The organism is Ruegeria sp. D6 (assembly GCF_056534365.1).
This window is the reverse complement of sequence record NZ_JBQFPH010000001.1, coordinates 1,489,042-1,507,676: the sequence shown is the minus strand read 5'-3', so window position 1 is coordinate 1,507,676 and position 18,635 is coordinate 1,489,042. Positions and strand designations below refer to the sequence as shown.

The following is an 18,635-nucleotide window of genomic DNA, read 5'->3' as shown; positions in this document are numbered from 1 at the left end:
TGTTCAACACCCACCACGGCACCACCAACGCGGTCTGCATGCCCGCCGTGCTCGAGTTCAACGCGCCAGTCATCGCCGACCGCTTCCAGCAAGCCGCCGCCTATCTGGGCATCGACGGCGGCTTCGACGGCTTCCGCAGCTTCGTGCAAGAGTTCAACGACAGCTTCGCTATTCCCCGCAAACTCTCTGACCTGGGCGTCACCAAAGCCGCCATCCCCGAACTGGTCCAGGGCGCAATCATCGACCCCTCATGCGGAGGGAATCCGATCGAATTGACCGAAGAAAACCTGACAACGCTCTTCAACGCAGCACACTGACAGGCTTGCCGAACCCATCCCTCACCTCTCATACTGGTCGGAGGTGAGGGAGATTTTCATGACGAAAGAGATTGTTCTGATCCACGGTGCTTTTGCCGGGCCGTGGTGTATGGAGGATTATGCGGGCTTCTTTCGTGCACGTGGCTGGACGGTGCATACGCCCGCGCTACGCTATCATGGTGGCGACCCCAAGGCAGATCCCGATCCCGGCCTCACCGACACAAGCGTCCTAGATTACGCCAATGACATTGCAGACTTCGTGCAAGGGTTGGAGAGCAAACCTGTTCTACTGGGCCATGCCATTGCGGGGGTAGTGGCGCAGAAGGTGGCGTCTCGCGGGTTGGCCAGCGCAATTGTCCTGATCAACCCAAACGCGGCTTGGGGCACATTGCCGGAAACCGACGACGAACGCGCTGTGCCGCGCGCGTTGATGGAGGGTGGGGCGTTCTGGAAACAGCCCATGCGCGTTGATTTCGACCTGATGGCCCCTTTTGCGCTCAACAAGATGCCCGAGGCGCAGCAGCATGAGGTGTATGACCAACTCGGCCCCGAAAGCGGGCGGGTGATGTTCGAGATGTTCTTCTGGATGTTCGACGACCACCACGCGATGAAGGTGGATATCGACATGGTCGACTGCCCGGTTCTGATCGTTTCAGGCACCGAGGACAGGGCCGTAAACCCCAACACCTGCCGTGCGCTGGCGAAGCTTTACGGAGACCGTGCGACCTTTCTGCCCATCGAGAACCACGCGCATTTTCTGTTCATGGAGCCGGGCTGGGAAGGCCCAGCCGAACAGATTGCCGACTGGTTGGATCGGAATGTTGGGTAAGATGGGGTTTCACCCCATCGTCCCCGCTCCGCTTTAATGGGTTGGAAACCCATCCTACGTCAGTTGTTGGTTTGAAACGTGCTCTGCGGTTTCCAGACCAGAGAGCCATCGTCATTGCGATGACACCGCAGCAGCCGTTCCTCGCGCGTACTGATGGTTGAGGTTACGGTGTTGTCACCGGTCAGCAGGATGAACGCGTCTGGCGAATAGGCCATCCCGTCATAGTAGCAAAACCGCGTCTCGGCCCCGTCCGGTATGGGCGATGCAGTGCTGAGCATCTGCTGCGCGGGGGCTGCCGAGGCCAGCAGGGTCAGGGCCAGCCCGAGGGTTAGTGTTTTCATGTCGTCCTCCCGTTCGGAAAATTGATCGTGGTTAAATTGGGTCTTGGACGCTCGGAACCTCAAATGTCGTTCTTTGGTGACGGTTTGAGGGTAAGTGTGAACGGGATCAACGGGTTAGGCAAGGGGGCCGTGAGTGCGGTTCGATTTCGGTCGCAGTGACGCACCGAAGTGAGAGAGGTTTAGGAACTTTTCTTCGCTTTCGTTTGCCAAATTGCACCGGCTGCAAAGCCTAGCAACGCTGAAAGTGTTTGGCGGCCCCAATCGGCAGAACTATCGTCTTGCGGGAATGTGATCGTAAAAAAGCTAAAAACCATTATCGCCAAGATCACTGTCACGGACAAAAATACGATCGCTTTTTCTTTGAACCAATGGTTTCGGATTGCGTGCTCTTTGTCTAGAGCTTCGAGCGAACCTTCCGAGTACAATGGAAGTTCGCTCGATTGCTTGCCAATGTCGACGGTTTCAACTTGTTTTTCTTGTACGACAGGCTTGTTCAATGGTCAGCACCAACTTAACCGAAGTTTACGAATTCACGCTCGCGTCGATGCTCAGGAGAATCCTCCCAAGCACCTACATGCATACCTTCGCGGCGAGCGTCTCGGGCGGTGGATAGAAGTTCGATAGCAAGCCTAAAAACCTCGGCCTTGCTTCTTCCCGTTTCCTCGGCAATGCGCTCGATCTCATCTGCCAACCTGCGGGATACATCTACAGTGAAACGAAACTTCGAGTTGTCGTTCCTGTTATTGGATTCGGTTGCCATTTTTGATCTCCTTAGAGACATTACTGTCATTTCTCATGATTATTTATATAGTTTGTTCATTGAGATTTCATTGTGTCATTCTGTCATCTTTTTCATGGTTATGTTTGTTCCTCCCTGTTTTGCGGGCCAATTAGCAATCGATTTGGATCCGCGCAACCCTATTTTCAGTACTTTTCAATGAAAAAGTAAAGAAAAAGTGTTGACCCTATGCGAAAAAACGCATTATTGTGATGATGGGGGATGCAAAAGTGACAAAATATTGAGCGAGCTGCTGAGAATGCTGGAAGCCCAAAAAGAGCCGAAGCACGAAGACTTAAACATGATATCGATCTCTGGTCAGGCCGAGCGAGAATTGGAGGCTTTACCGGAGACGGAGCAGGTTAGAATTTCGGAAGCAATTGCGGAGGTGTATCACAAGATCACCTCTTTTCTTGTCGTTGCTTCTGCTCAAAGCTTCTTGAGTCGAGAGCAGACATTTCAGCTAAATTATCTAACAAATAGCATCCAAACCATTGTTGCAGCCGGCTATCCCGTGAAAGTACAGATTTGTTCCCAGAGCTACGTTTGGACCATAATAGGCGTCGGAGACCCCGGCGCCTTATCTTCGTTTGATGTAGTCAAATTGGTTTAGTTGGCCAAAAGCTAAACATCCAACTCCTCAACAAACCGGGCGTTCTCCTGAATGTATTGGAACCGCAGTTCGGGTTTTTTGCCCATCAGGCGCTCGACCAGGTCGCCGGTCTCGCCGGGTTCGTCCTCGTCGATGGTGACGCGGATCAGCTTGCGCGAGGCCGGGTCCATTGTGGTCTCTTTCAGGTCCTTGGCGTCCATTTCGCCCAGACCTTTGAAGCGTGAGACGTCGATCTTGCCTTTGCCGCCCAGACCTTTTTCAAGCCATTCGTCGCGCTCGGCCTCGTCCAGACAATAGACGCGCTTGGCGCCTTGGGTCAGGCGGTAGAGGGGCGGGCAGGCCAGATAGAGGTGGCCCGCGTCGATCATCGGGCGCATCTGCGTGAAGAAGAACGTCATCAGCAACGAGGCGATATGCGCCCCGTCCACATCCGCATCGGTCATGATGATGATTTTATCATAGCGCAGGTCGTCGACGTTGAACTTGGTGCCAAGGCCGACACCCAGCGCTTGGGTCAGGTCGTTGATCTCGGCATTGGTGCCCAGTTTGGAACTGGCCGCACCCAGCACGTTCAGGATCTTGCCGCGCAAGGGCAGCAGGGCCTGTGTTTTGCGGTCGCGGCCCATTTTGGCGGACCCGCCCGCCGAGTCGCCCTCGACAATGAATAATTCCGTGCCGTCGCGTGTTGAACTAGAACAGTCCACCAACTTGCCGGGGAGACGAAGTTTCTTAGTGGCGGACTTGCGTTGTGTTTCCTTCTCGGCCCGTCGGCGCAGGCGTTCTTCGGCCCTCAGGATGAGGAAGTCGAGGATCGCCCCGGCGGATTTCGTATCAGCCGCCAGCCAGTTATCGAAATGGTCGCGGACCGAGTTTTCGACCAGCCGTTGCGCCTCGACCGTGGCAAGGCGGTCTTTGGTCTGGCCGACGAATTCCGGTTCCGAGATAAAGCAGGACACCAGCGCGCAGCCGCCGGTGATCAGGTCGTCACGGGTGATCTGACCTGCTTTCTTGTTATTGATCAGCTCGCCATAGGCCTTGATCCCCTTGAGGACCGCAGCCCAGAAACCGGCGACATGTGTGCCGCCTTCGGGGGTGGGGACAGTGTTACAGTAGGACTGGATGAACCCATCGCGCGAAGGCGTCCAGTTGATCGCCCATTCGACTTTGCCGGGGGTGCCGAACTTCTCGTTAAAGTCCACGGTGCCAGCAAAGGGCTGCTCGGCATAGGTCGACGAGCCGTTCATCGTTTCCTTAAGATAATCCGACAAGCCGCCGGGGAAGTGGAAACTCGCCTCGGTCGGGGTTTCGCCGTCGTCGATGGCAGATTTCCAGCGGATTTCGACGCCCGAGAACAGGTAAGCCTTGGAGCGTATGGATTTGAATAGGCGCGCGGGTTTGAACTTGTGATGGCCGAAGATGTCGGCGTCGGCGTGGAAAGTCACTGTGGTGCCGCGCCGATTGGGGGCCGCACCGACCTTTTCCACGGGACCCAGCGGGATACCACGCGAGAACCGTTGTTCGAACAGCTGCTTATCCCGCGCCACCTGCACGACCATCGAATCCGACAGGGCATTCACCACCGATGCACCCACACCGTGCAGACCGCCCGAAGTCTGATACGCCTTGCCCGAGAACTTGCCGCCTGCGTGCAGGGTACACAGGATCACCTCCAATGCGGACTTGTCCGGGAATTTCGGGTGGGGGTCGATCGGAATGCCGCGCCCGTTGTCGCGCACGGTCAGGGCGTAATCTGCGTGCAGCTCGACCTCGATCCGGTTGGCATGGCCCGCAACAGCTTCGTCCATTGAGTTGTCGAGTATCTCGGCCACCATATGGTGCAATGCACGCTCATCCGTGCCGCCGATATACATGCCGGGGCGTTTGCGGACCGGTTCCAGACCTTCCAGCACCTCGATGGACGAGGCGTCGTAAGCGGTCGTTGTTTCTGGCGTCAACAGATCGTCGGGCATGGGTGCTGCTCTTGTTTTTGAGTTTCCCCCATTATGGCAGGTGATGTGGTCCGGGGGAAGAGGGACGCGAGGTGTTGTATCCGGTTTGTCGGGGCCAACGGAACCGGAGCGATATTCAGCGCTGTATTGCAGCGCGTTTACAATGACAGCCAGAGAGTTTTGTCTTTAAAGCCACCTCGAACAAGAGAACTTTTCTCAAGCACATCCGAATATTCGTCATCCCAATCACGGAACCGGTCATTTGTGACGATAGCAGCGCCGAGATCCCGCGCTACCTGAAGGACCAGCGGGTCGGCAGGAGTACCCTTCGGCGCAACCATCACGTGGCTGCATGGCAACCCAAGCAAAGCCGCAAGGGAACTGTCGTTAATATAGCGATCTGAGATTTTGTATCCTACATTGGCATCAAAGACGACGCCCGGTGTCCGCCCCTTTGTCTTCAACTCGTCGACAACCTCGCGCACTGTGGCGATATTAGGAACACCGCCTTTCCAGTGCAAAACATTTGATCCATCGACGACAGCCCAGTTTTTCGAAGTTTTGAGCCGGCGTAGCCTTTTTCCGAACAGCAGTAGCATACTTGCCAATGCGCACGGTCCTGTCAGCAATAACCAATCTGAGAACGCTGGATTGAACATAGCTATAGCAGAGCCAAAACAAGACAGGGCAAAAATACAGATGAGTGGGCGCACAGTTGAAAAGTCTTTGGTCAGAAAGTTGTTTCAATAGGGACGTAGCAGACAGTAAGGGTAGCTGCCCAGCATATATCAGTTATGCAAAACAGATTGTTATCAAACCGCGAGCTTTCCAAGATCTCGTCATGTTTCGAAATCCCGTTTAGGCTTTGTTCCGGAAGCAGAAATTAGGGGAGCAGAAGAATTGAGTTGGATCAGAACCATTCCATTCGAAGAGGCTACGGGAAAGCTGAGGAAGCTTTATGACCGGGTCACCGGGCCGGACAACAATGTAGACAACATCATGATGGCGCACAGCCTGCGGCCGCATTCGATGGAAGCCCATATGGCAGTCTACAAGAACGTGTTGCACCATTCGGCCAACAAGGTGCCAAAATGGTTTCTTGAAGTGTTGGGCGTGTGGGTCAGCTCTCTGAACCGGTGCGGGTATTGCGTAGAACATCACTTTTCCGGATTGCAGCGGTTGCTGCAGGATGAGGTGCGCGGCAATGCGATCCGTGCGGCGATTGAGGCGCGTGATCCGGCCTCGGCCCCGCTGGACGCGGCACAGGTCGAAGCGATGAGATATGCGCGCAAGCTGACCGAGGCACCCGGAGATCTGACCGAGGCGGACGTGATCGCTCTGCGAGAGGCGGGGTGGGAAGATGGCGAGATTCTGGAGATCAATCAGGTGTGTTCTTATTTCTCCTATGCGAACAGAACCGTTTTGGGTTTGGGGTGTTCGACTGACGGAGACGTTTTGGGCTTGTCGCCGAACAACTCGGACAATCCTGATGATTGGGGACATCGGTAAGTGCGGGGCTGGCCGCTCCCCCCTATGTATTTTGGGATCATGTAAAGAACGGGCATAGGCTTGTTCTTTGACGCCCCGATAAAACCTATGTCAATTTGACACCAATCAAAGCGCGCCGTGTGACAATCGGCTAAGCATCTCCTCGACAGTGAAAACGAGGAGAACATGTATGGATGCGGCACCCCAGATCAAACAAAAATCATCTCAGATCAAAGCTGTAACTGACCTGAAGGCGGATGCCTCGGCACCAACATCCGAGAAAATCCGGCAAGCTTTTGAGAGCGGCAAGTACCCCTATGGCCGCAAGATGGCACGCAAGGATTACGAGGCGCAAAAGGCCGAGCTGCAGGCAGAGTTGCTGAAGGTTCAATTGTGGGCGCAGGAGACCGGGCAGCGGTTTGTGCTGTTGTTCGAGGGCCGCGACGCCGCCGGCAAGGGTGGGACCATCAAGCGGTTCATGGAGCATCTGAACCCGCGTCAGGCGCGTGTGGTCGCATTGAACAAGCCGACGGATGAGGAAAAGGGGCAGTGGTATTACCAGCGTTATGTGCAGCAGCTGCCCACCGTGGGCGAGATGGTGTTTTATGATCGGTCCTGGTACAACCGTGCGGGCGTCGAGCGGGTGATGGGCTTCTGCTCACCCAATGAGTATCTGGAATTCATGCGGCAGACGCCCGAGTTGGAGCGGATGCTGGTGCGCTCGGGCATTCAACTTTATAAGTACTGGTTCTCGGTCACGCAGGAAGAGCAGCAGCGGCGCTTTGGGAGTCGTGAAACTGATCCGTTGAAGCAATGGAAACTGTCACCGATTGACAAGGCTAGCCTGAGCAAATGGGATGATTATACCGAGGCGAAAGAGGCGATGTTCTTCTATACCGACACCGCTGATGCGCCCTGGACGATTGTCAAATCCAACGACAAGAAACGCGCGCGTCTGAACTGCATGCGGCATTTCCTGTCGACGCTGGACTACCCGGACAAAGACCTGAGGATCGTTGGTGAGCCTGATCCGTTGATAGTTGGGCAGGCGCATCACGTAATTCATAACTCGGACCATATTCTGGGGACAGCGCTGCATCCTGACGCGAAGATCGGCTGAAAATCGATAAACTGTAAAGCCGTTGCACCAAAGGTGATGGCGAGCGTCGCTTTGTTCTCGTTAGTCTCATTATGAAATAAGTTTGTTCCGCTCTTGTCTCGGGCAGCGCGCAAGCCTAAGGCTGGCGGAATGAACAAGGTGATGACATATCCCGGCCATTTGCGCGCAATCGCGGTGCTGGGCCTGCCATTGATTGGCGGGCATCTGGCACAGTATGCGATTGGTTTGACCGATACCGTCATGCTGGGCTGGTACGGTGTCGAGGCGTTGGCCGCCGTGACGCTGGCCAACAGCTATTACTTCGTCCTGTTCCTGTTTGGTGCCGGGTTTGGGTGGGCCGTAATGCCAATGGTGGCGACCGCTGCCGCCGAGGAGAATGAGACCAGCATTCGCCGCTCCACTCGCATGGGTCTGTGGCTATCACTGATCTATGCGACGGTGATGATGCCCCTTTTGTGGTGGTCCCATCCGATCCTGATTGCTTTGAAGCAAGAGCCGCAAGTCGCTGAAACTGCGTCAGTATACCTGCGAGTCGCGGGGTGGGGCTTGTTCCCGGCGCTGTTGGTGATGGTCCTGAAGTCCTATTTGGCCGCGCTTGAGCGGACGCAGATTGTGCTGTGGATCACGATTGTTGCAGCTGTGGTCAATGGCGTGACCAACTATGCGCTGATCTTCGGAAACTGGGGCGCGCCCGAACTTGGGGTGATTGGTGCGGCTATCGCGTCAGTGGTGACGCAGATCGTATCATTGGTGGCGGTCGTGATCTATGCGGTGCGTGCGTTGCCGGAACACAGCTTGTTTCAGCGGTTTTGGCGCCCGGATTGGGAGATGTTCATGAGCGTGCTGCGTTTGGGCGTTCCCATCGGTCTGACGACACTGGCGGAGGTGTCGTTGTTCGCGATCTCTGCTGTCATGATGGGCTGGTTGGGTCCAGTGCCGCTGGCAGCTCACGGGATTGCGTTGAACCTCGCCTCAGCGACGTTCATGGTTCATTTGGGCCTGTCTAATGTGGCGACTATTCGGGCGGGCAACGCGTTGGGTCGACGGGATCGGGCGCATCTTGAGAAAGGCGCGATTACGGTGACCGGGATGTCGTTGATCGTGTCGGTCTTGACGATTGTTCTATTCCTGACATGCGCTGAACCCCTGATCTCGCTGTTTATGGAGGCCGATGATCCGCAGCGGCCACAGATCCTGCTAATCGGTACTGGCCTGCTGGCGATGGCTGCGTTGTTCCAGCTGGTCGATGGGGCGCAGGTCATCGCACTAGGCCTGTTGCGAGGTTTGCAGGATGCAAAAATACCGATGGTGATGGCCGCACTCAGCTATTGGGTGATCGGTATCCCCGCTTCGTACTATTTCGGCTTTGTTCAAGGTATGGAGGGGATCGGAGTCTGGCTTGGCCTCGTGATTGGCCTCGCTTGTGCTGCCGTATTGTTGATGGCGCGCTTCTGGCTAAGGTCGGTGCGCGATGTAGGAGAAGTTCCCGCCTAGGGGATCATTCTTTGCTCATCCGGTCGGATTTCTTTCGAACAAGTACCGACCGCAAGTCGTGCATTGCCATCAGCAATGGGTCGGTCACGTCCTCTAATTGCGCATCCGTTGCTTTAGACTGAGCCCATTGCGTGGTCAGATTCAGGTAGTCAACCGCACGGTGTATATCATCCATATCGCGGCGGGATAGCAGGGCTTTGCGCTCTTCCATCCAGCGCGCGATTTCATCGTTGTCGGCGTCGCTTAGTACACGCTGGCCCTGCGGTTTGACCTCGCCATTGCGGATGTTGATGACCGCGATCTGTTCCATCTCGATCCGGCGATGGCGATTTTCCGTGTCGATCCTGAACACCGCTGCCCCATTTTCGCGCACGCGGAAATAGTATTCAGGCAGGGCTGTGGACATAACAAACTCCGGTATCAGGTGAGCGCGGCGCAAAAACGTTGGATGCGTGAGCAGGCTTCAGTCAGGGCTTCATCAGAGGTCGCATAGCTGACGCGGAAATTGGGCGACAGACCAAAAGCTGTGCCAAACACCACCGCCACGTCGGCCTCTTCCAGCAGGGCGATTGCGAAGGTTTCGTCCGAATCTATCACGGTGCCCGCGGGTGTGGTTTTCCCGATCAAGCCTGCAATTGATGGATAGACGTAGAACGCGCCTTCGGGTGTCGGGCACGAGATACCGTCGATTTGGCTGAGCATGTCGACGACCAGATCGCGACGGCGTTTGAATATCTCATTATTCGGCGCAAGGAATGCTTGAGTTCCATTCAGAGCCTCGACTGCTGCCCATTGGCTGACCGAACTGGGATTCGAAGTTGATTGAGATTGCACCTTGCGCATCGCGGCGATCAACTCGACCGGGCCTGCCGCATAGCCAATACGCCAACCGGTCATGGCATAGGCTTTGGAGACGCCATTGCAGGTCAGCGTCCGATCATAAAGTCTCGGTTCCACCTGTGCGGGCGTGCAGAACTCGAACCCGTCATAGGCCAGGTGCTCATACATATCATCGGTCATCACCCAGACATGCGGATGTCGCATCAGGACATCAGTCAGTTCTTTTAGTTCAGAACGGCTATAGCCCGCCCCGGTGGGATTCGAGGGTGAGTTGAAGATGAACCATTTCGTTTTAGGTGTGATTGCGGCTTCCAGTTGATCCGCTGTCAGTTTGAAATTGGTCTGCAGCGAAGTTTCGACGATCACTGGTGTGCCACCGGCCAGTAACACCATGTCCGGGTAGCTGACCCAATAGGGCGCGGGGATGAGGACCTCATCGCCCTCGTTCAGCGTAGCCATCAGCGCGTTGTAAAGCGTCTGCTTACCCCCGGTCCCGACCGAGACCTGAGCGGGCGTATAGTCCAATCCGTGGTCACGCTTCATCTTGGCGCAAACCGCCTGTTTTAGCTCGGGGATGCCGTCCGGAGCAGTGTATTTGGTCTTGCCCGCAGCGATGGCGGCCACGGCGGCGTCCTTGATGTTCTGCGGCGTGTCGAAATCGGGCTCGCCCGCGCTCAGCCCGATCACATCGCGCCCGGCGGCCTTCAGCTCGGCTGCTTTGGACGTCATCGCGATGGTGGGCGAGGGTTTTACGCGTGACAGTGTCGCAGACAGGAAACTCATGGTCGGCCTCGGTTTGTATGTTCAGCTCGACTGTCATAGGGTGCGCCGAAATAACGATCAAGCCAATTGAGTTTTACCCTTTGGAGACCCCGATGAACGACGAAACAGACTGGTTCGGACCGGACACCGCAACCTTCGGGGATCGCGTTGCTGGCGCACGCGAAGCCGCAGGCATGACGCAGACCCAATTGGCCCGCAGGCTTGGTGTCAAAAAAGCCACGATCACTTCGTGGGAAGATGATTTGTCGGAACCCCGCGCGAACAAGCTGTCGATGATGGCGGGGCTGCTGAATGTCTCGATCATGTGGCTTCTGACGGGCGAGGGCGACGGCATGGACGAAACAAGCCTGCATGGCGATACGGACTCGGAATTGCGCGATCTCGTTGCAGAGCTACGCACGATCCGAGGTGAGATGCGAGCCAACTCCGAGCGGCTGGCCCGCGTCGAAAAAGCGCTGCGTCTGAAATTGGAACGCAATCAATGACCGAGCCGCGCGAGACCCGGATCAAGCGCATGAAAATGCGTTCGATGCGGCGGGGCATCAAAGAGATGGATTTGATCCTGACGGCATATGCCGATCGCAATCTGTCTTCTATGGACGAGGCGGGATTGGACACATACGATGCCTTGTTGCATGAAAATGACCAGGACCTGTATCAATGGGTCACTGGTCAGGCCAGCCCGCCGGAACCGCTGGCCGAATTGATCGCGGATATCGCGCAAACCTTTCAAAAATAAGCAATCATCAGGCTTAACCGATTTTTCGGGAATTCGCGTCATGTTTTCAGAAACAGCGCGATGAATCGGAGGATTGAATGAGTATGGAGTTACAGGTCACCGCGCCCGGGACCAAGGGGTTCATGACGAGCTATCTTGAGGCGTTGGCGCTGGTCGAGCGTCTGCATCGCTTGCTTCTGGACGTCATCAAGGATGAATTCGAGCGTGTCGGCGTACTTGAGATCAACGCGGTGCAGGCCCTGCTGTTGTTCAACATAGGCGACCATGAAGTAACCGCCGGAGAGTTGAAGAGCCGTGGTTACTATCAAGGCAGCAATGTCAGCTACAATCTTAAGAAACTGGTCGAGATGGGCTATATGCACCATCAACGATGCGAGATTGACCGCCGCTCGGTACGGGTACGCCTGACGCCGCGTGGGCGTGAGATTCGCGATATCGTGTCAGACCTGTTCGCCCGCCATGCAGAAGGGCTGCAAAACCGCGGCGTGATCGGGACCGATGGGATTGAAGAGATCACCGGTTCACTGCGTCGGGTCGAACGATATTGGACCGATCAGATTCGGTATATCTACTGATAGCTTTGATGGCTGAGTTTGGGAGAGCGACAGACCTTCAAGCTCACGGATCAGTTTACGTGTCATCGCATCTTCATAGGCTTCGAAGCCAAGGGCGACTTCGACGAAAGCATCGGGGCCTCGGATGACCCACGCGTGGTAATAAGCAGATAGCTCCCCAATTTCTACCTGGCGGGTGTCTCCTGGATTGTGGTCGTCGATACCGATTACAAGGGCATTGATTGTAATATCAGTGTTTTGCAGAGTGGCTTTTATGTCCCGCGGGTGATGTCCGAGATTGTGCTTACCATCACCGGACAGATCCAGTGTTCGCCGCCAGCAATCGCTTTGGCTCTCCAACATCTCAGCACCGTACAACATGGCCGACCCGACCGCCGTTCCCTGCGGCGCTGATGAGCGTGTTGTGCTTTCTAAATGTTGCTGAATTCGACGCAGATCAGCAGTCGAGCGAACATCTGTCCAACCAAGCAAGAGGCGTTGGTGGCCAGGTTCGCTCCATTCGTAGATAGCGATCCGAATAAAGGTAGACGGGTTTGAAAGGATCAGTTGAACCACCTCGGGATGGCGCAACGCCGCCGCAAGGCCACTAAGTTGCAACCTGTACTCACGACTGTCGACCGAACCAGAGACATCCATTCCCAACGCCAAAGCCTGTCGACATTGCGCTGAAAGCGGGTTGGCCAGCAGGCAAAGAAGTGTCGCACACAGGCGGATCATTTCGCATTATCCGGTTGCAACGCACTAAGTTCCAATCCTTTCAATTCCCGTTCCAGTTTGCGACGCATGGCACGCTCAAAATCTTCGAACCCGGCGGCGATCTCAAGAAAAGCACCGGGTCCGTGAAGTACATTTTTCTGAAAGAACGGGATCAAGTCGATTTCTCCTTCGAAATCAGCTGCATTGATCACCAGACCATTCACGGTCGTGTTTTCGAATGGAAAGTGCTTGTAGGCGATCTGTGGCCCGTAGCCATCGTTATTCTTGCCATCGCCCGAGATATCAATGGTTTGGAACAGACAATTCGGGGCGCTCGCCAGCAGGGTTGCCCCATACGCCAGCGCGTGACCCATTGCAGTTGGAAACTCGTCTTCCGATCGCTTCGATGTGCCGATCCGATGCGCGGCGGAGATCAAATTGGCCCGAGTATCGATTATCGTCCAATCCAAAAGCAATGTCTGGTTGAAACTGCCGGACCATTCATAGACGGCTAATGCAACCGGTTGAGGTGAAAGGAAGAAAGCCTCCTGCACCTCGGGCGCAATCAATGCGTTGGCCAGCCCCTGTCGTTGCAGCGCATCCTCGGTCGCGTCCACCGAGGTCGAGATGTCCATCGCCAGCGCCAGCGCCAGGCGGCAGGTCTCGGCCCAAAGTGGGCTGCCCGTGACAGCCAGCCCCAGTGCTCCCAGCCAGCGGATCACCAGTGGCCGGTGCTTTCCATGCTAGACCAAGGCTCTGCCGGGGCTAACGCTTCACCATTTTGCAGCAACTCGATCGAGACATTGTCGGGCGAGCGAACGAACGCCATACGCCCGTCGCGTGGCGGGCGGTTGATCACGACGCCATTGTCCTGAAGATGCTGGCAAGTCTCGTAAATGTTGTCGACGCCATAGGCGAGGTGCCCGAAATGGCGGCTGTCGCTTGGCAATGCGTCGTCGCCATCCCAGTTGTATGTAAGTTCAATGGGCGCGTCCTCTTGTCCCGGTGGGGCGAGGAATACCAGTGTGAACCGCGCAGCCTCGCTTTCATAACGACGCGTTTCCTTCAGGCCCAATAGTTCATAAAACGCTATGGATTTCTCAAGATCCTTCACGCGGACCATGGTGTGGAGATATGTCAGCCCCATCGCGACTTTCCTTGCATTGGTTGTGATGCCAAGCAGCTTAGCGCGCCTTCATCCCATGTCGAGGGGCTGGCCGGACACAATTCCGATTTAGCGCAATGCGCCGCACATATCGCGGTTCCGATGGCAAGCTTGCCGATATATAGTGGTCGGCGACTCATTGCTGGAAAGGATAATTTCATGCCTCTGTCTGCCGACCAACTGGCCGAGATCGAAGCTCAGCGCGCACAGTCGAGCCCGACCCGCCGCGTCGTTGCCGAAGGTATGGAAGATCATCTGTACACGGCGCATCAGGTTCTGGATCACGGGTTTGTCCGCGTTATCGACTATATGGGCGACGATGCAGCGATCTGTCAGGCCGCGCGTGTTTCCTACGGCAAAGGCACCAAATCGGTGCAAAATGATGAAGGTCTGATCCGCTATCTGATGCGCCACTGGCATTCGACCCCGTTTGAAATGTGCGAGATCAAGTTGCACGTCAAACTGCCCGTATTCGTAGCCCGCCAGTGGATCCGCCACCGCACGGCGAATGTGAACGAATATTCGGCGCGGTATTCGATACTGGATCGAGAGTTCTATATCCCGGCACCCGAACATGTCGCCGCGCAATCCGAGGTTAACAATCAGGGCCGTGGAGACACATTGCAAGGCGAAGAGGCCGCGCGCGTGTTGGAGATACTGAAAGCGGACAGTGCGCGCTGCTATGACAACTACGAGGCGATGATCGGTCAGGACGGCCAGCAAGGGCTTGCGCGTGAACTGGCGCGGATGAACCTTCCAGCCAACATTTATACGCAATGGTATTGGAAGGTGGACTTGCACAACTTGTTCCACTTCTTGCGTCTGCGTGCCGACCCGCACGCGCAGTACGAAATCCGCGTTTACGCAGACACCATGTGCAAGATTGTCGCCGACTGGGTACCGTTTGCCTACCGCGCGTTTGAGGACTACCGGCTTGGCGCAGTCAACCTCTCGGCGCAGATGGTGACCTGCTTGCGTCGGATGCTCAGCGGTGAAGATGTCACTCAGGAAAACTCAGGCATGACCGCACGGGAATGGCGTGAGTTTGAGGCTGTTATCCGAGAGGGTTGATTCAACAGAAAACTGAGCACGTCCCAAGGTGGGCGCGTTCACTAGGGTTTGCGGTTAACGGCCTGAAATTGGCCGTCAACCTTCTTTTGTCTTTCCCGCCGGGGCGGGCTGTGCCTTACAGCGGCTTCAAATCAGCAGCCATTTGGCGGCCGTCACGTCCGTCCTGCAACTCGTACGAGACTTTCTGATTGTCAGCGAGTCCGGTCAGACCGGATCGTTCTACGGCCGAGATATGAACAAACACATCTTTGCCCCCTTCGTCGGGCGCAATAAAACCATAGCCTTTGGTTGTATTAAACCATTTCACGGTGCCGGTTGGCATTTCCCGTGTCTCCTTCTACTTACAAGTTGTCCCACAAATTGGTGGGGGCCTTGGCTGGCAAAACCGCCACACGTCACTGTTCGCCCTCACGATACAGCCCGGGTCGCGTGTTTCGCCTTTTTCAACATTACACGGTGAAGTAAAAAATCAAGAATAACTGGGGCAGCCTGATGGGTTTGTCTAAATTTGCAGCGATTACAGGATTAGTTAGATGATGCAGCTATATGGGTTAAAAACTTGCGATACGTGCCGTAAGGCATTGAAACTGCTTCCAGATGCGGTTTTCGTTGATGTCCGCGCGCAAGGGGTTCCCGAAAATGTGCTGTCCGAGGCGTACGAGACTTTCGGCAAAGCCTTGCTCAATACGCGATCAACAACCTGGCGGGGATTGGATGATGACACACGCAATCGACCGGTGCTCGCGCTGTTGGCTGATCATCCGACCCTGATGAAACGCCCATTGATAGTATCCAATGGTCAGATGTATCTGGGCTGGACGCCTGAAACCCGTCAGGCCCTTGGTGTTGCCTGAAGAACTGCTTATGTGACACGGGCAACAAGCGGAGACCTGTGAATGCGAAACGCTGCCATGATTTTAGGCGTCATTGCCGGGCTGATCGGGATGATCGTCGGTTTTTTTGGCTACGGCTTTGTGGAACTGATCGACCAGTTTGGTGAGATCGAAGGCATTGCCGAGCAGGTAGAGAACCCCGAGTTGATCCAGACGGCTTCGATCGTGGCGCCTTTGTTGGCAATCGTTGGCGGGGCGATGGCCCATTCGCGGGCTCTGATTGCAGGCATTTTGCTGCTGATTTCTGCCGCTGGGATGTACTACGCCTTTGGCTTTGGTGTTTTCACCATGTTCCCGATTGCCTTTGCAGGCGTAGCAGGGTTGCTCGGGCTCGCCGCAGGAAAACCGGACGAGCCCAAGGCACATTTCTAGGTCACTTCAGGCGTAATAACCGATCCAGAGACAGCGGACCCGCGCCGTTGATCACAATCACCAGCAGCAGGAATGTCCACATCACGCGCTGATCCATCAACGTAATTGCGTTGTCGAACAAGCCGCCCAGTTTGATACCATGCCCGGTGACATCGGTCAGTGTTTGAACCCAGACAAATCCGATCATGCCAAGCGCGGCAAGGCGCGTCAGCAGGCCGACCAGCAAAAGCACAGGCAGGACAAATTCGGCCACTGTGCCAAAGAAGATGACGACCCGCTGGAAAAAGGTCATCTGAGTCACATCATACAGCACCGCCTCTGCAGCTTTGGGAAAGATCTGACCGAAGGCTCCGGCCGATGGCGAAAAGATTGAGCCGTCGATTTTCAGCGTGGCCGAGTTCCAGTAGTAGACGAACAACACGGCGATAAAGACCACCCGAGCCAGGGTTGGTGTCAGCCAACCGGACGCGTGATCCGCTTTTTCCATCGCATTATTGTAAGTTGAGATCAGGGCAGTCATGTGTCCAGCCTTTCGATAGTCACAGAAGTTATTGCACCGCCCTGCAAAAGCAGTGCCAGAGTGGTTCCAAGATCAAATTCGGGTGTTTCGGCCATGGTGGATTCAAATGCCTCACCGATGGATTTGCCATCTTGAATCAGCGCGATCCATGCCGCACCACCGGGTGGCAATGGGTGTGGGGCAGGGTCGTATTCGGGACGCATGATCAAAGTATCTTGAGCGCCCGCTTCGGGTTTCGGCGCGCCTTCTTCGGTGTTAAATTGCCAGATCGCATGTATGGGCCAGCTTGAACGCAACACCTGCACCGACGGCGCGAGGGTCAGTTTGGCTTGCATCAAATCTTCCGGTGGCAAGCTGAGCGCTTCGGCATCTATGGGTTGTCGATCAGCGGCGTGGTAAGCCCTACGCAGCGCCAGTTCCAGACGGGCAACATCTGGCAGGTAGCCCAGATGCGACAACTGCTCCATTCCTTCCAGAAATTTTGGGAATTCCTCGCCATAAAACATCATCAGGGGTGAAGACGGCGGGTGCTGGCGCAAGAATATTCCAGCCAGCCCGTCCATATTCTGGGGTCCCAGCAGTTTTGTGATCACCGGGAAGGCCTGATGCAACGCCTCGGTCAGCGAGACGGCGACGTTGTTGCGATAGACGCTGAAGCGACGACCGGCGGGCTGCGCCTCGGCGTCTAGCAACCCGTCGGGAATGGGCTTGTTGGCATCTAGCAGTGCCATGTGGAATGTCGTTTGCGACACGTTCATGCGGGCACGCGATCCAGCGCTTTTTGCGCGCGCTCGGCTTCGGCCCGTAACACCGGCCAGTCCGGTACATCGGTGTCCCATTCAATCAACAGGGGTTTGGGGCCGGATTTGTCTAGTACGTAGTCCAGCAGCGCCCAGACCGGGTCCACCACTTCGCGCCCGTGGCTGTCGATCAGCAAGGGATGCCCATGATCGTCCTCGTCCTCATCATGCCCGCCCAGGTGAATCTCACCGACTTGGTCCAGCGGGTAGGCATCAATATAGCCCTGCGGTGAGAAATCCAGATTGGTGGCTGAAACAAAGACGTTGTTCACGTCCAGCAACAGCCCGCAGCCGGTGCGCCGGGTGATTTCGCGCAAGAAATCAGGTTCGGACCATGTGCTTTCCTCGAAGGCCAAATAACTTGAGGGGTTCTCTAACAGCATTTGCCGCCCGACCACCTCTTGCACCTGATCGATATGGTCGCAAACGCGGGCCAGAGTCGCATCAGTATAGGGCAGAGGAAGTAGATCGTTCAGGAAGTGGCTGTCATGGGTTGACCAGGCCAAATGCTCCGAAAAGCTGGCCGGGTTCAACCAGCCGATAAGATGCTTCAGGCGGTCCAGGTGATCGGGGTCAAGTGGCGTTTCGCCGCCGATCGACAGCCCGACACCATGCACTGAAATGGGGAATTGTTCGGACAGGTGGCGAAGCTGTGCCAGCGGTCTGCCGCCGTCGCCCATGTAGTTTTCGGCATGGATTTCCAACCACACCACAGGCTTGGCCTGCTCAAGAATCTGCGAGAAATGCTGTGGCTTGTAACCAACGCCCGGCGCGGCAGGCAGCCGGTTCGATCTGAGCGCATTGTCCAACATTTGCAAATCCCCTGATCACGTGGAAAGGGCGGGCGATCCTGCCCGCCCTTTCTGGTTCATTCGGAAAAGCCTTATGCAGGCAGGTCACGCTCCAGCGGCTCAAGCGAGCCTTTGCGATCTGCACCGTCTGCTGTTTTAGGCAGCTCGATGTCGGCGCAGGTGCCTGCGTCAACCAGGGTCCATGCGTTGCCCTGATAGTCGACGGTCGAAGTGCCCGCGCAAGTTGTGCCGGGGCCGGCTGCACAGTCGTTCTGACCTGCCAGAGAAACGCCATAGCACTTTTCTTTGGCCTGGGCTGTTGCGGTTGTGGCCGCGCCGGAAACGGCTGCAGCAACTGCGCTTGCGATAACCAGTGTTTTTGCAGTGTTCGACATCTTGGTAATCCTTGTTAATGACTGCGTATGTCTGCTTGTGACAACGACAAGGTAATGGTTCAGGGG

The 18,635-nt window shown here is 55.8% G+C and carries 26 protein-coding genes and 1 pseudogene; 12 read left to right on the top strand and 15 right to left on the bottom strand.

The features are described from left to right. Window positions 1-317 (top strand): annotated as a pseudogene (locus tag ACR0A1_RS07515) (iron-containing alcohol dehydrogenase); the annotation flags it as partial. Window positions 318-375: 58 nt separating this feature from the next. Next, the gene (locus tag ACR0A1_RS07510) at window positions 376-1,146 is read left to right on the top strand and encodes an alpha/beta hydrolase (protein ID WP_480866847.1); all 771 of its coding nucleotides are present in this window, start codon (window positions 376-378) and stop codon (window positions 1,144-1,146) included. A gap of 59 nt (window positions 1,147-1,205) precedes the next feature. Here the strand turns inward: ACR0A1_RS07510 and ACR0A1_RS07505 are convergent, their stop codons facing one another. From ACR0A1_RS07505 to ACR0A1_RS07495, 3 genes are all read right to left on the bottom strand, one after another. After that, a complete protein-coding gene (locus tag ACR0A1_RS07505) occupies window positions 1,206-1,487 on the bottom strand; it encodes a hypothetical protein (protein ID WP_170420982.1) in 282 nt (93 codons plus the stop codon). Window positions 1,488-1,666: 179 nt separating this feature from the next. Further along, window positions 1,667-1,984: a hypothetical protein gene (locus ACR0A1_RS07500; RefSeq protein ID WP_480771333.1), complete on the bottom strand. Its 318-nt coding sequence runs from the start codon at window positions 1,982-1,984 to the stop codon at window positions 1,667-1,669. Window positions 1,985-1,998: 14 nt separating this feature from the next. Next, the gene (locus tag ACR0A1_RS07495; RefSeq protein ID WP_480771334.1) at window positions 1,999-2,247 is read right to left on the bottom strand and encodes a ribbon-helix-helix protein, CopG family; all 249 of its coding nucleotides are present in this window, start codon (window positions 2,245-2,247) and stop codon (window positions 1,999-2,001) included. A gap of 259 nt (window positions 2,248-2,506) precedes the next feature. Here ACR0A1_RS07495 and ACR0A1_RS07490 point away from each other — a divergent pair, with 259 nt between their 5' ends. After that, window positions 2,507-2,878, top strand: a complete 372-nt coding sequence (locus ACR0A1_RS07490) for a hypothetical protein (protein ID WP_480771335.1) — start codon at window positions 2,507-2,509, stop codon at window positions 2,876-2,878. Window positions 2,879-2,889: 11 nt separating this feature from the next. Here ACR0A1_RS07490 and parE read toward each other — a convergent pair whose 3' ends face one another. Together parE and ACR0A1_RS07480 are read right to left on the bottom strand one after the other, a co-directional pair. Next, on the bottom strand, window positions 2,890-4,848 hold the full coding sequence (parE, locus tag ACR0A1_RS07485; protein WP_480866844.1) for a DNA topoisomerase IV subunit B: 1,959 nt from the start codon (window positions 4,846-4,848) through the stop codon (window positions 2,890-2,892). 137 nt (window positions 4,849-4,985) lie between these two features. Next, window positions 4,986-5,426, bottom strand: coding sequence for an NYN domain-containing protein (locus ACR0A1_RS07480; RefSeq protein ID WP_480866842.1), 441 nt, complete (start codon window positions 5,424-5,426; stop codon window positions 4,986-4,988). 301 nt (window positions 5,427-5,727) lie between these two features. Between ACR0A1_RS07480 and ACR0A1_RS07475 the strand changes: the two genes are divergently transcribed. From ACR0A1_RS07475 to ACR0A1_RS07465, 3 genes are all read left to right on the top strand, one after another. Further along, window positions 5,728-6,336 (top strand): peroxidase-related enzyme, encoded by a 609-nt coding sequence (locus ACR0A1_RS07475; protein ID WP_170510752.1) that lies wholly within the window; start codon window positions 5,728-5,730, stop codon window positions 6,334-6,336. Window positions 6,337-6,505: 169 nt separating this feature from the next. Further along, entirely contained in the window at window positions 6,506-7,435 is a 930-nt protein-coding gene (gene ppk2, locus ACR0A1_RS07470; RefSeq protein ID WP_170404818.1) for a polyphosphate kinase 2, read from the top strand. Between the two features lie 129 nt (window positions 7,436-7,564). Next, a complete protein-coding gene (locus ACR0A1_RS07465) occupies window positions 7,565-8,929 on the top strand; it encodes an MATE family efflux transporter (RefSeq protein WP_170404822.1) in 1,365 nt (454 codons plus the stop codon). Window positions 8,930-8,933: 4 nt separating this feature from the next. Here the strand turns inward: ACR0A1_RS07465 and ACR0A1_RS07460 are convergent, their stop codons facing one another. Beyond that, entirely contained in the window at window positions 8,934-9,335 is a 402-nt protein-coding gene (locus ACR0A1_RS07460; protein WP_170404825.1) for a hypothetical protein, read from the bottom strand. A gap of 14 nt (window positions 9,336-9,349) precedes the next feature. Next, entirely contained in the window at window positions 9,350-10,552 is a 1,203-nt protein-coding gene (locus ACR0A1_RS07455; RefSeq protein ID WP_480866839.1) for a pyridoxal phosphate-dependent aminotransferase, read from the bottom strand. 92 nt (window positions 10,553-10,644) lie between these two features. On the opposite strand from ACR0A1_RS07455, the gene ACR0A1_RS07450 reads away from it, so the two are divergent. The 3 genes from ACR0A1_RS07450 to ACR0A1_RS07440 all read left to right on the top strand — a co-directional run bounded on the left by ACR0A1_RS07450 (window position 10,645) and on the right by ACR0A1_RS07440 (window position 11,866). Beyond that, the gene (locus ACR0A1_RS07450; protein WP_170393655.1) at window positions 10,645-11,037 is read left to right on the top strand and encodes a helix-turn-helix domain-containing protein; all 393 of its coding nucleotides are present in this window, start codon (window positions 10,645-10,647) and stop codon (window positions 11,035-11,037) included. Continuing rightward, the gene (locus ACR0A1_RS07445) at window positions 11,034-11,291 is read left to right on the top strand and encodes a succinate dehydrogenase assembly factor 2 (protein WP_170393653.1); all 258 of its coding nucleotides are present in this window, start codon (window positions 11,034-11,036) and stop codon (window positions 11,289-11,291) included. The genes ACR0A1_RS07450 and ACR0A1_RS07445 overlap by 4 nt, the downstream gene beginning before the upstream one ends. Window positions 11,292-11,368: 77 nt before the next feature. Further along, window positions 11,369-11,866, top strand: a complete 498-nt coding sequence (locus ACR0A1_RS07440; protein WP_170393651.1) for a MarR family winged helix-turn-helix transcriptional regulator — start codon at window positions 11,369-11,371, stop codon at window positions 11,864-11,866. Here the strand turns inward: ACR0A1_RS07440 and ACR0A1_RS07435 are convergent. The 3 genes from ACR0A1_RS07435 to ACR0A1_RS07425 are packed head-to-tail and all read right to left on the bottom strand — an operon-like array spanning window position 11,813 to window position 13,709. Next, on the bottom strand, window positions 11,813-12,583 hold the full coding sequence (locus ACR0A1_RS07435) for a DUF1194 domain-containing protein (protein ID WP_480866836.1): 771 nt from the start codon (window positions 12,581-12,583) through the stop codon (window positions 11,813-11,815). The two genes, ACR0A1_RS07440 and ACR0A1_RS07435, sit on opposite strands and share 54 nt — an antisense overlap. Continuing rightward, window positions 12,580-13,284 carry a DUF1194 domain-containing protein gene (locus ACR0A1_RS07430; RefSeq protein ID WP_170511139.1) on the bottom strand — a complete coding sequence of 235 codons (705 nt, stop codon included), beginning with the start codon at window positions 13,282-13,284 and terminating at the stop codon, window positions 12,580-12,582. The genes ACR0A1_RS07435 and ACR0A1_RS07430 overlap by 4 nt, the downstream gene beginning before the upstream one ends. Continuing rightward, entirely contained in the window at window positions 13,281-13,709 is a 429-nt protein-coding gene (locus tag ACR0A1_RS07425) for a VOC family protein (protein WP_170393645.1), read from the bottom strand. The genes ACR0A1_RS07430 and ACR0A1_RS07425 overlap by 4 nt, the downstream gene beginning before the upstream one ends. Before the next feature lie 177 nt (window positions 13,710-13,886). Here ACR0A1_RS07425 and thyX point away from each other — a divergent pair, with 177 nt between their 5' ends. Next, on the top strand, window positions 13,887-14,798 hold the full coding sequence (gene thyX / locus ACR0A1_RS07420; RefSeq protein WP_170393643.1) for an FAD-dependent thymidylate synthase: 912 nt from the start codon (window positions 13,887-13,889) through the stop codon (window positions 14,796-14,798). A 115-nt stretch (window positions 14,799-14,913) separates the two neighbouring features. Here the strand turns inward: thyX and ACR0A1_RS07415 are convergent, their stop codons facing one another. After that, a complete protein-coding gene (locus ACR0A1_RS07415; RefSeq protein ID WP_008758035.1) occupies window positions 14,914-15,120 on the bottom strand; it encodes a cold-shock protein in 207 nt (68 codons plus the stop codon). Window positions 15,121-15,334: 214 nt separating this feature from the next. Between ACR0A1_RS07415 and ACR0A1_RS07410 the strand changes: the two genes are divergently transcribed. Next, a complete protein-coding gene (locus tag ACR0A1_RS07410) occupies window positions 15,335-15,652 on the top strand; it encodes an arsenate reductase family protein (RefSeq protein WP_170422413.1) in 318 nt (105 codons plus the stop codon). Window positions 15,653-15,694: 42 nt separating this feature from the next. Next, window positions 15,695-16,063 carry a hypothetical protein gene (locus ACR0A1_RS07405; protein WP_170393641.1) on the top strand — a complete coding sequence of 123 codons (369 nt, stop codon included), beginning with the start codon at window positions 15,695-15,697 and terminating at the stop codon, window positions 16,061-16,063. Window position 16,064: 1 nt separating this feature from the next. Here ACR0A1_RS07405 and ACR0A1_RS07400 read toward each other — a convergent pair whose 3' ends face one another. The 4 genes from ACR0A1_RS07400 to ACR0A1_RS07385 all read right to left on the bottom strand — a co-directional run bounded on the left by ACR0A1_RS07400 (window position 16,065) and on the right by ACR0A1_RS07385 (window position 18,569). Continuing rightward, window positions 16,065-16,583, bottom strand: coding sequence for a DoxX family membrane protein (locus ACR0A1_RS07400; protein ID WP_170393639.1), 519 nt, complete (start codon window positions 16,581-16,583; stop codon window positions 16,065-16,067). Next, window positions 16,580-17,341, bottom strand: a complete 762-nt coding sequence (locus ACR0A1_RS07395; RefSeq protein WP_170393637.1) for an HvfC/BufC family peptide modification chaperone — start codon at window positions 17,339-17,341, stop codon at window positions 16,580-16,582. The genes ACR0A1_RS07400 and ACR0A1_RS07395 overlap by 4 nt, the downstream gene beginning before the upstream one ends. Next, entirely contained in the window at window positions 17,338-18,195 is an 858-nt protein-coding gene (gene bufB / locus ACR0A1_RS07390) for an MNIO family bufferin maturase (RefSeq protein ID WP_170393635.1), read from the bottom strand. Before bufB ends, ACR0A1_RS07395 begins: the two co-directional genes overlap by 4 nt. Window positions 18,196-18,266: 71 nt before the next feature. Next, window positions 18,267-18,569, bottom strand: coding sequence for a BufA1 family periplasmic bufferin-type metallophore (locus ACR0A1_RS07385; RefSeq protein ID WP_010439128.1), 303 nt, complete (start codon window positions 18,567-18,569; stop codon window positions 18,267-18,269). Between the last annotated feature and the right edge of the window lie 66 nt (window positions 18,570-18,635).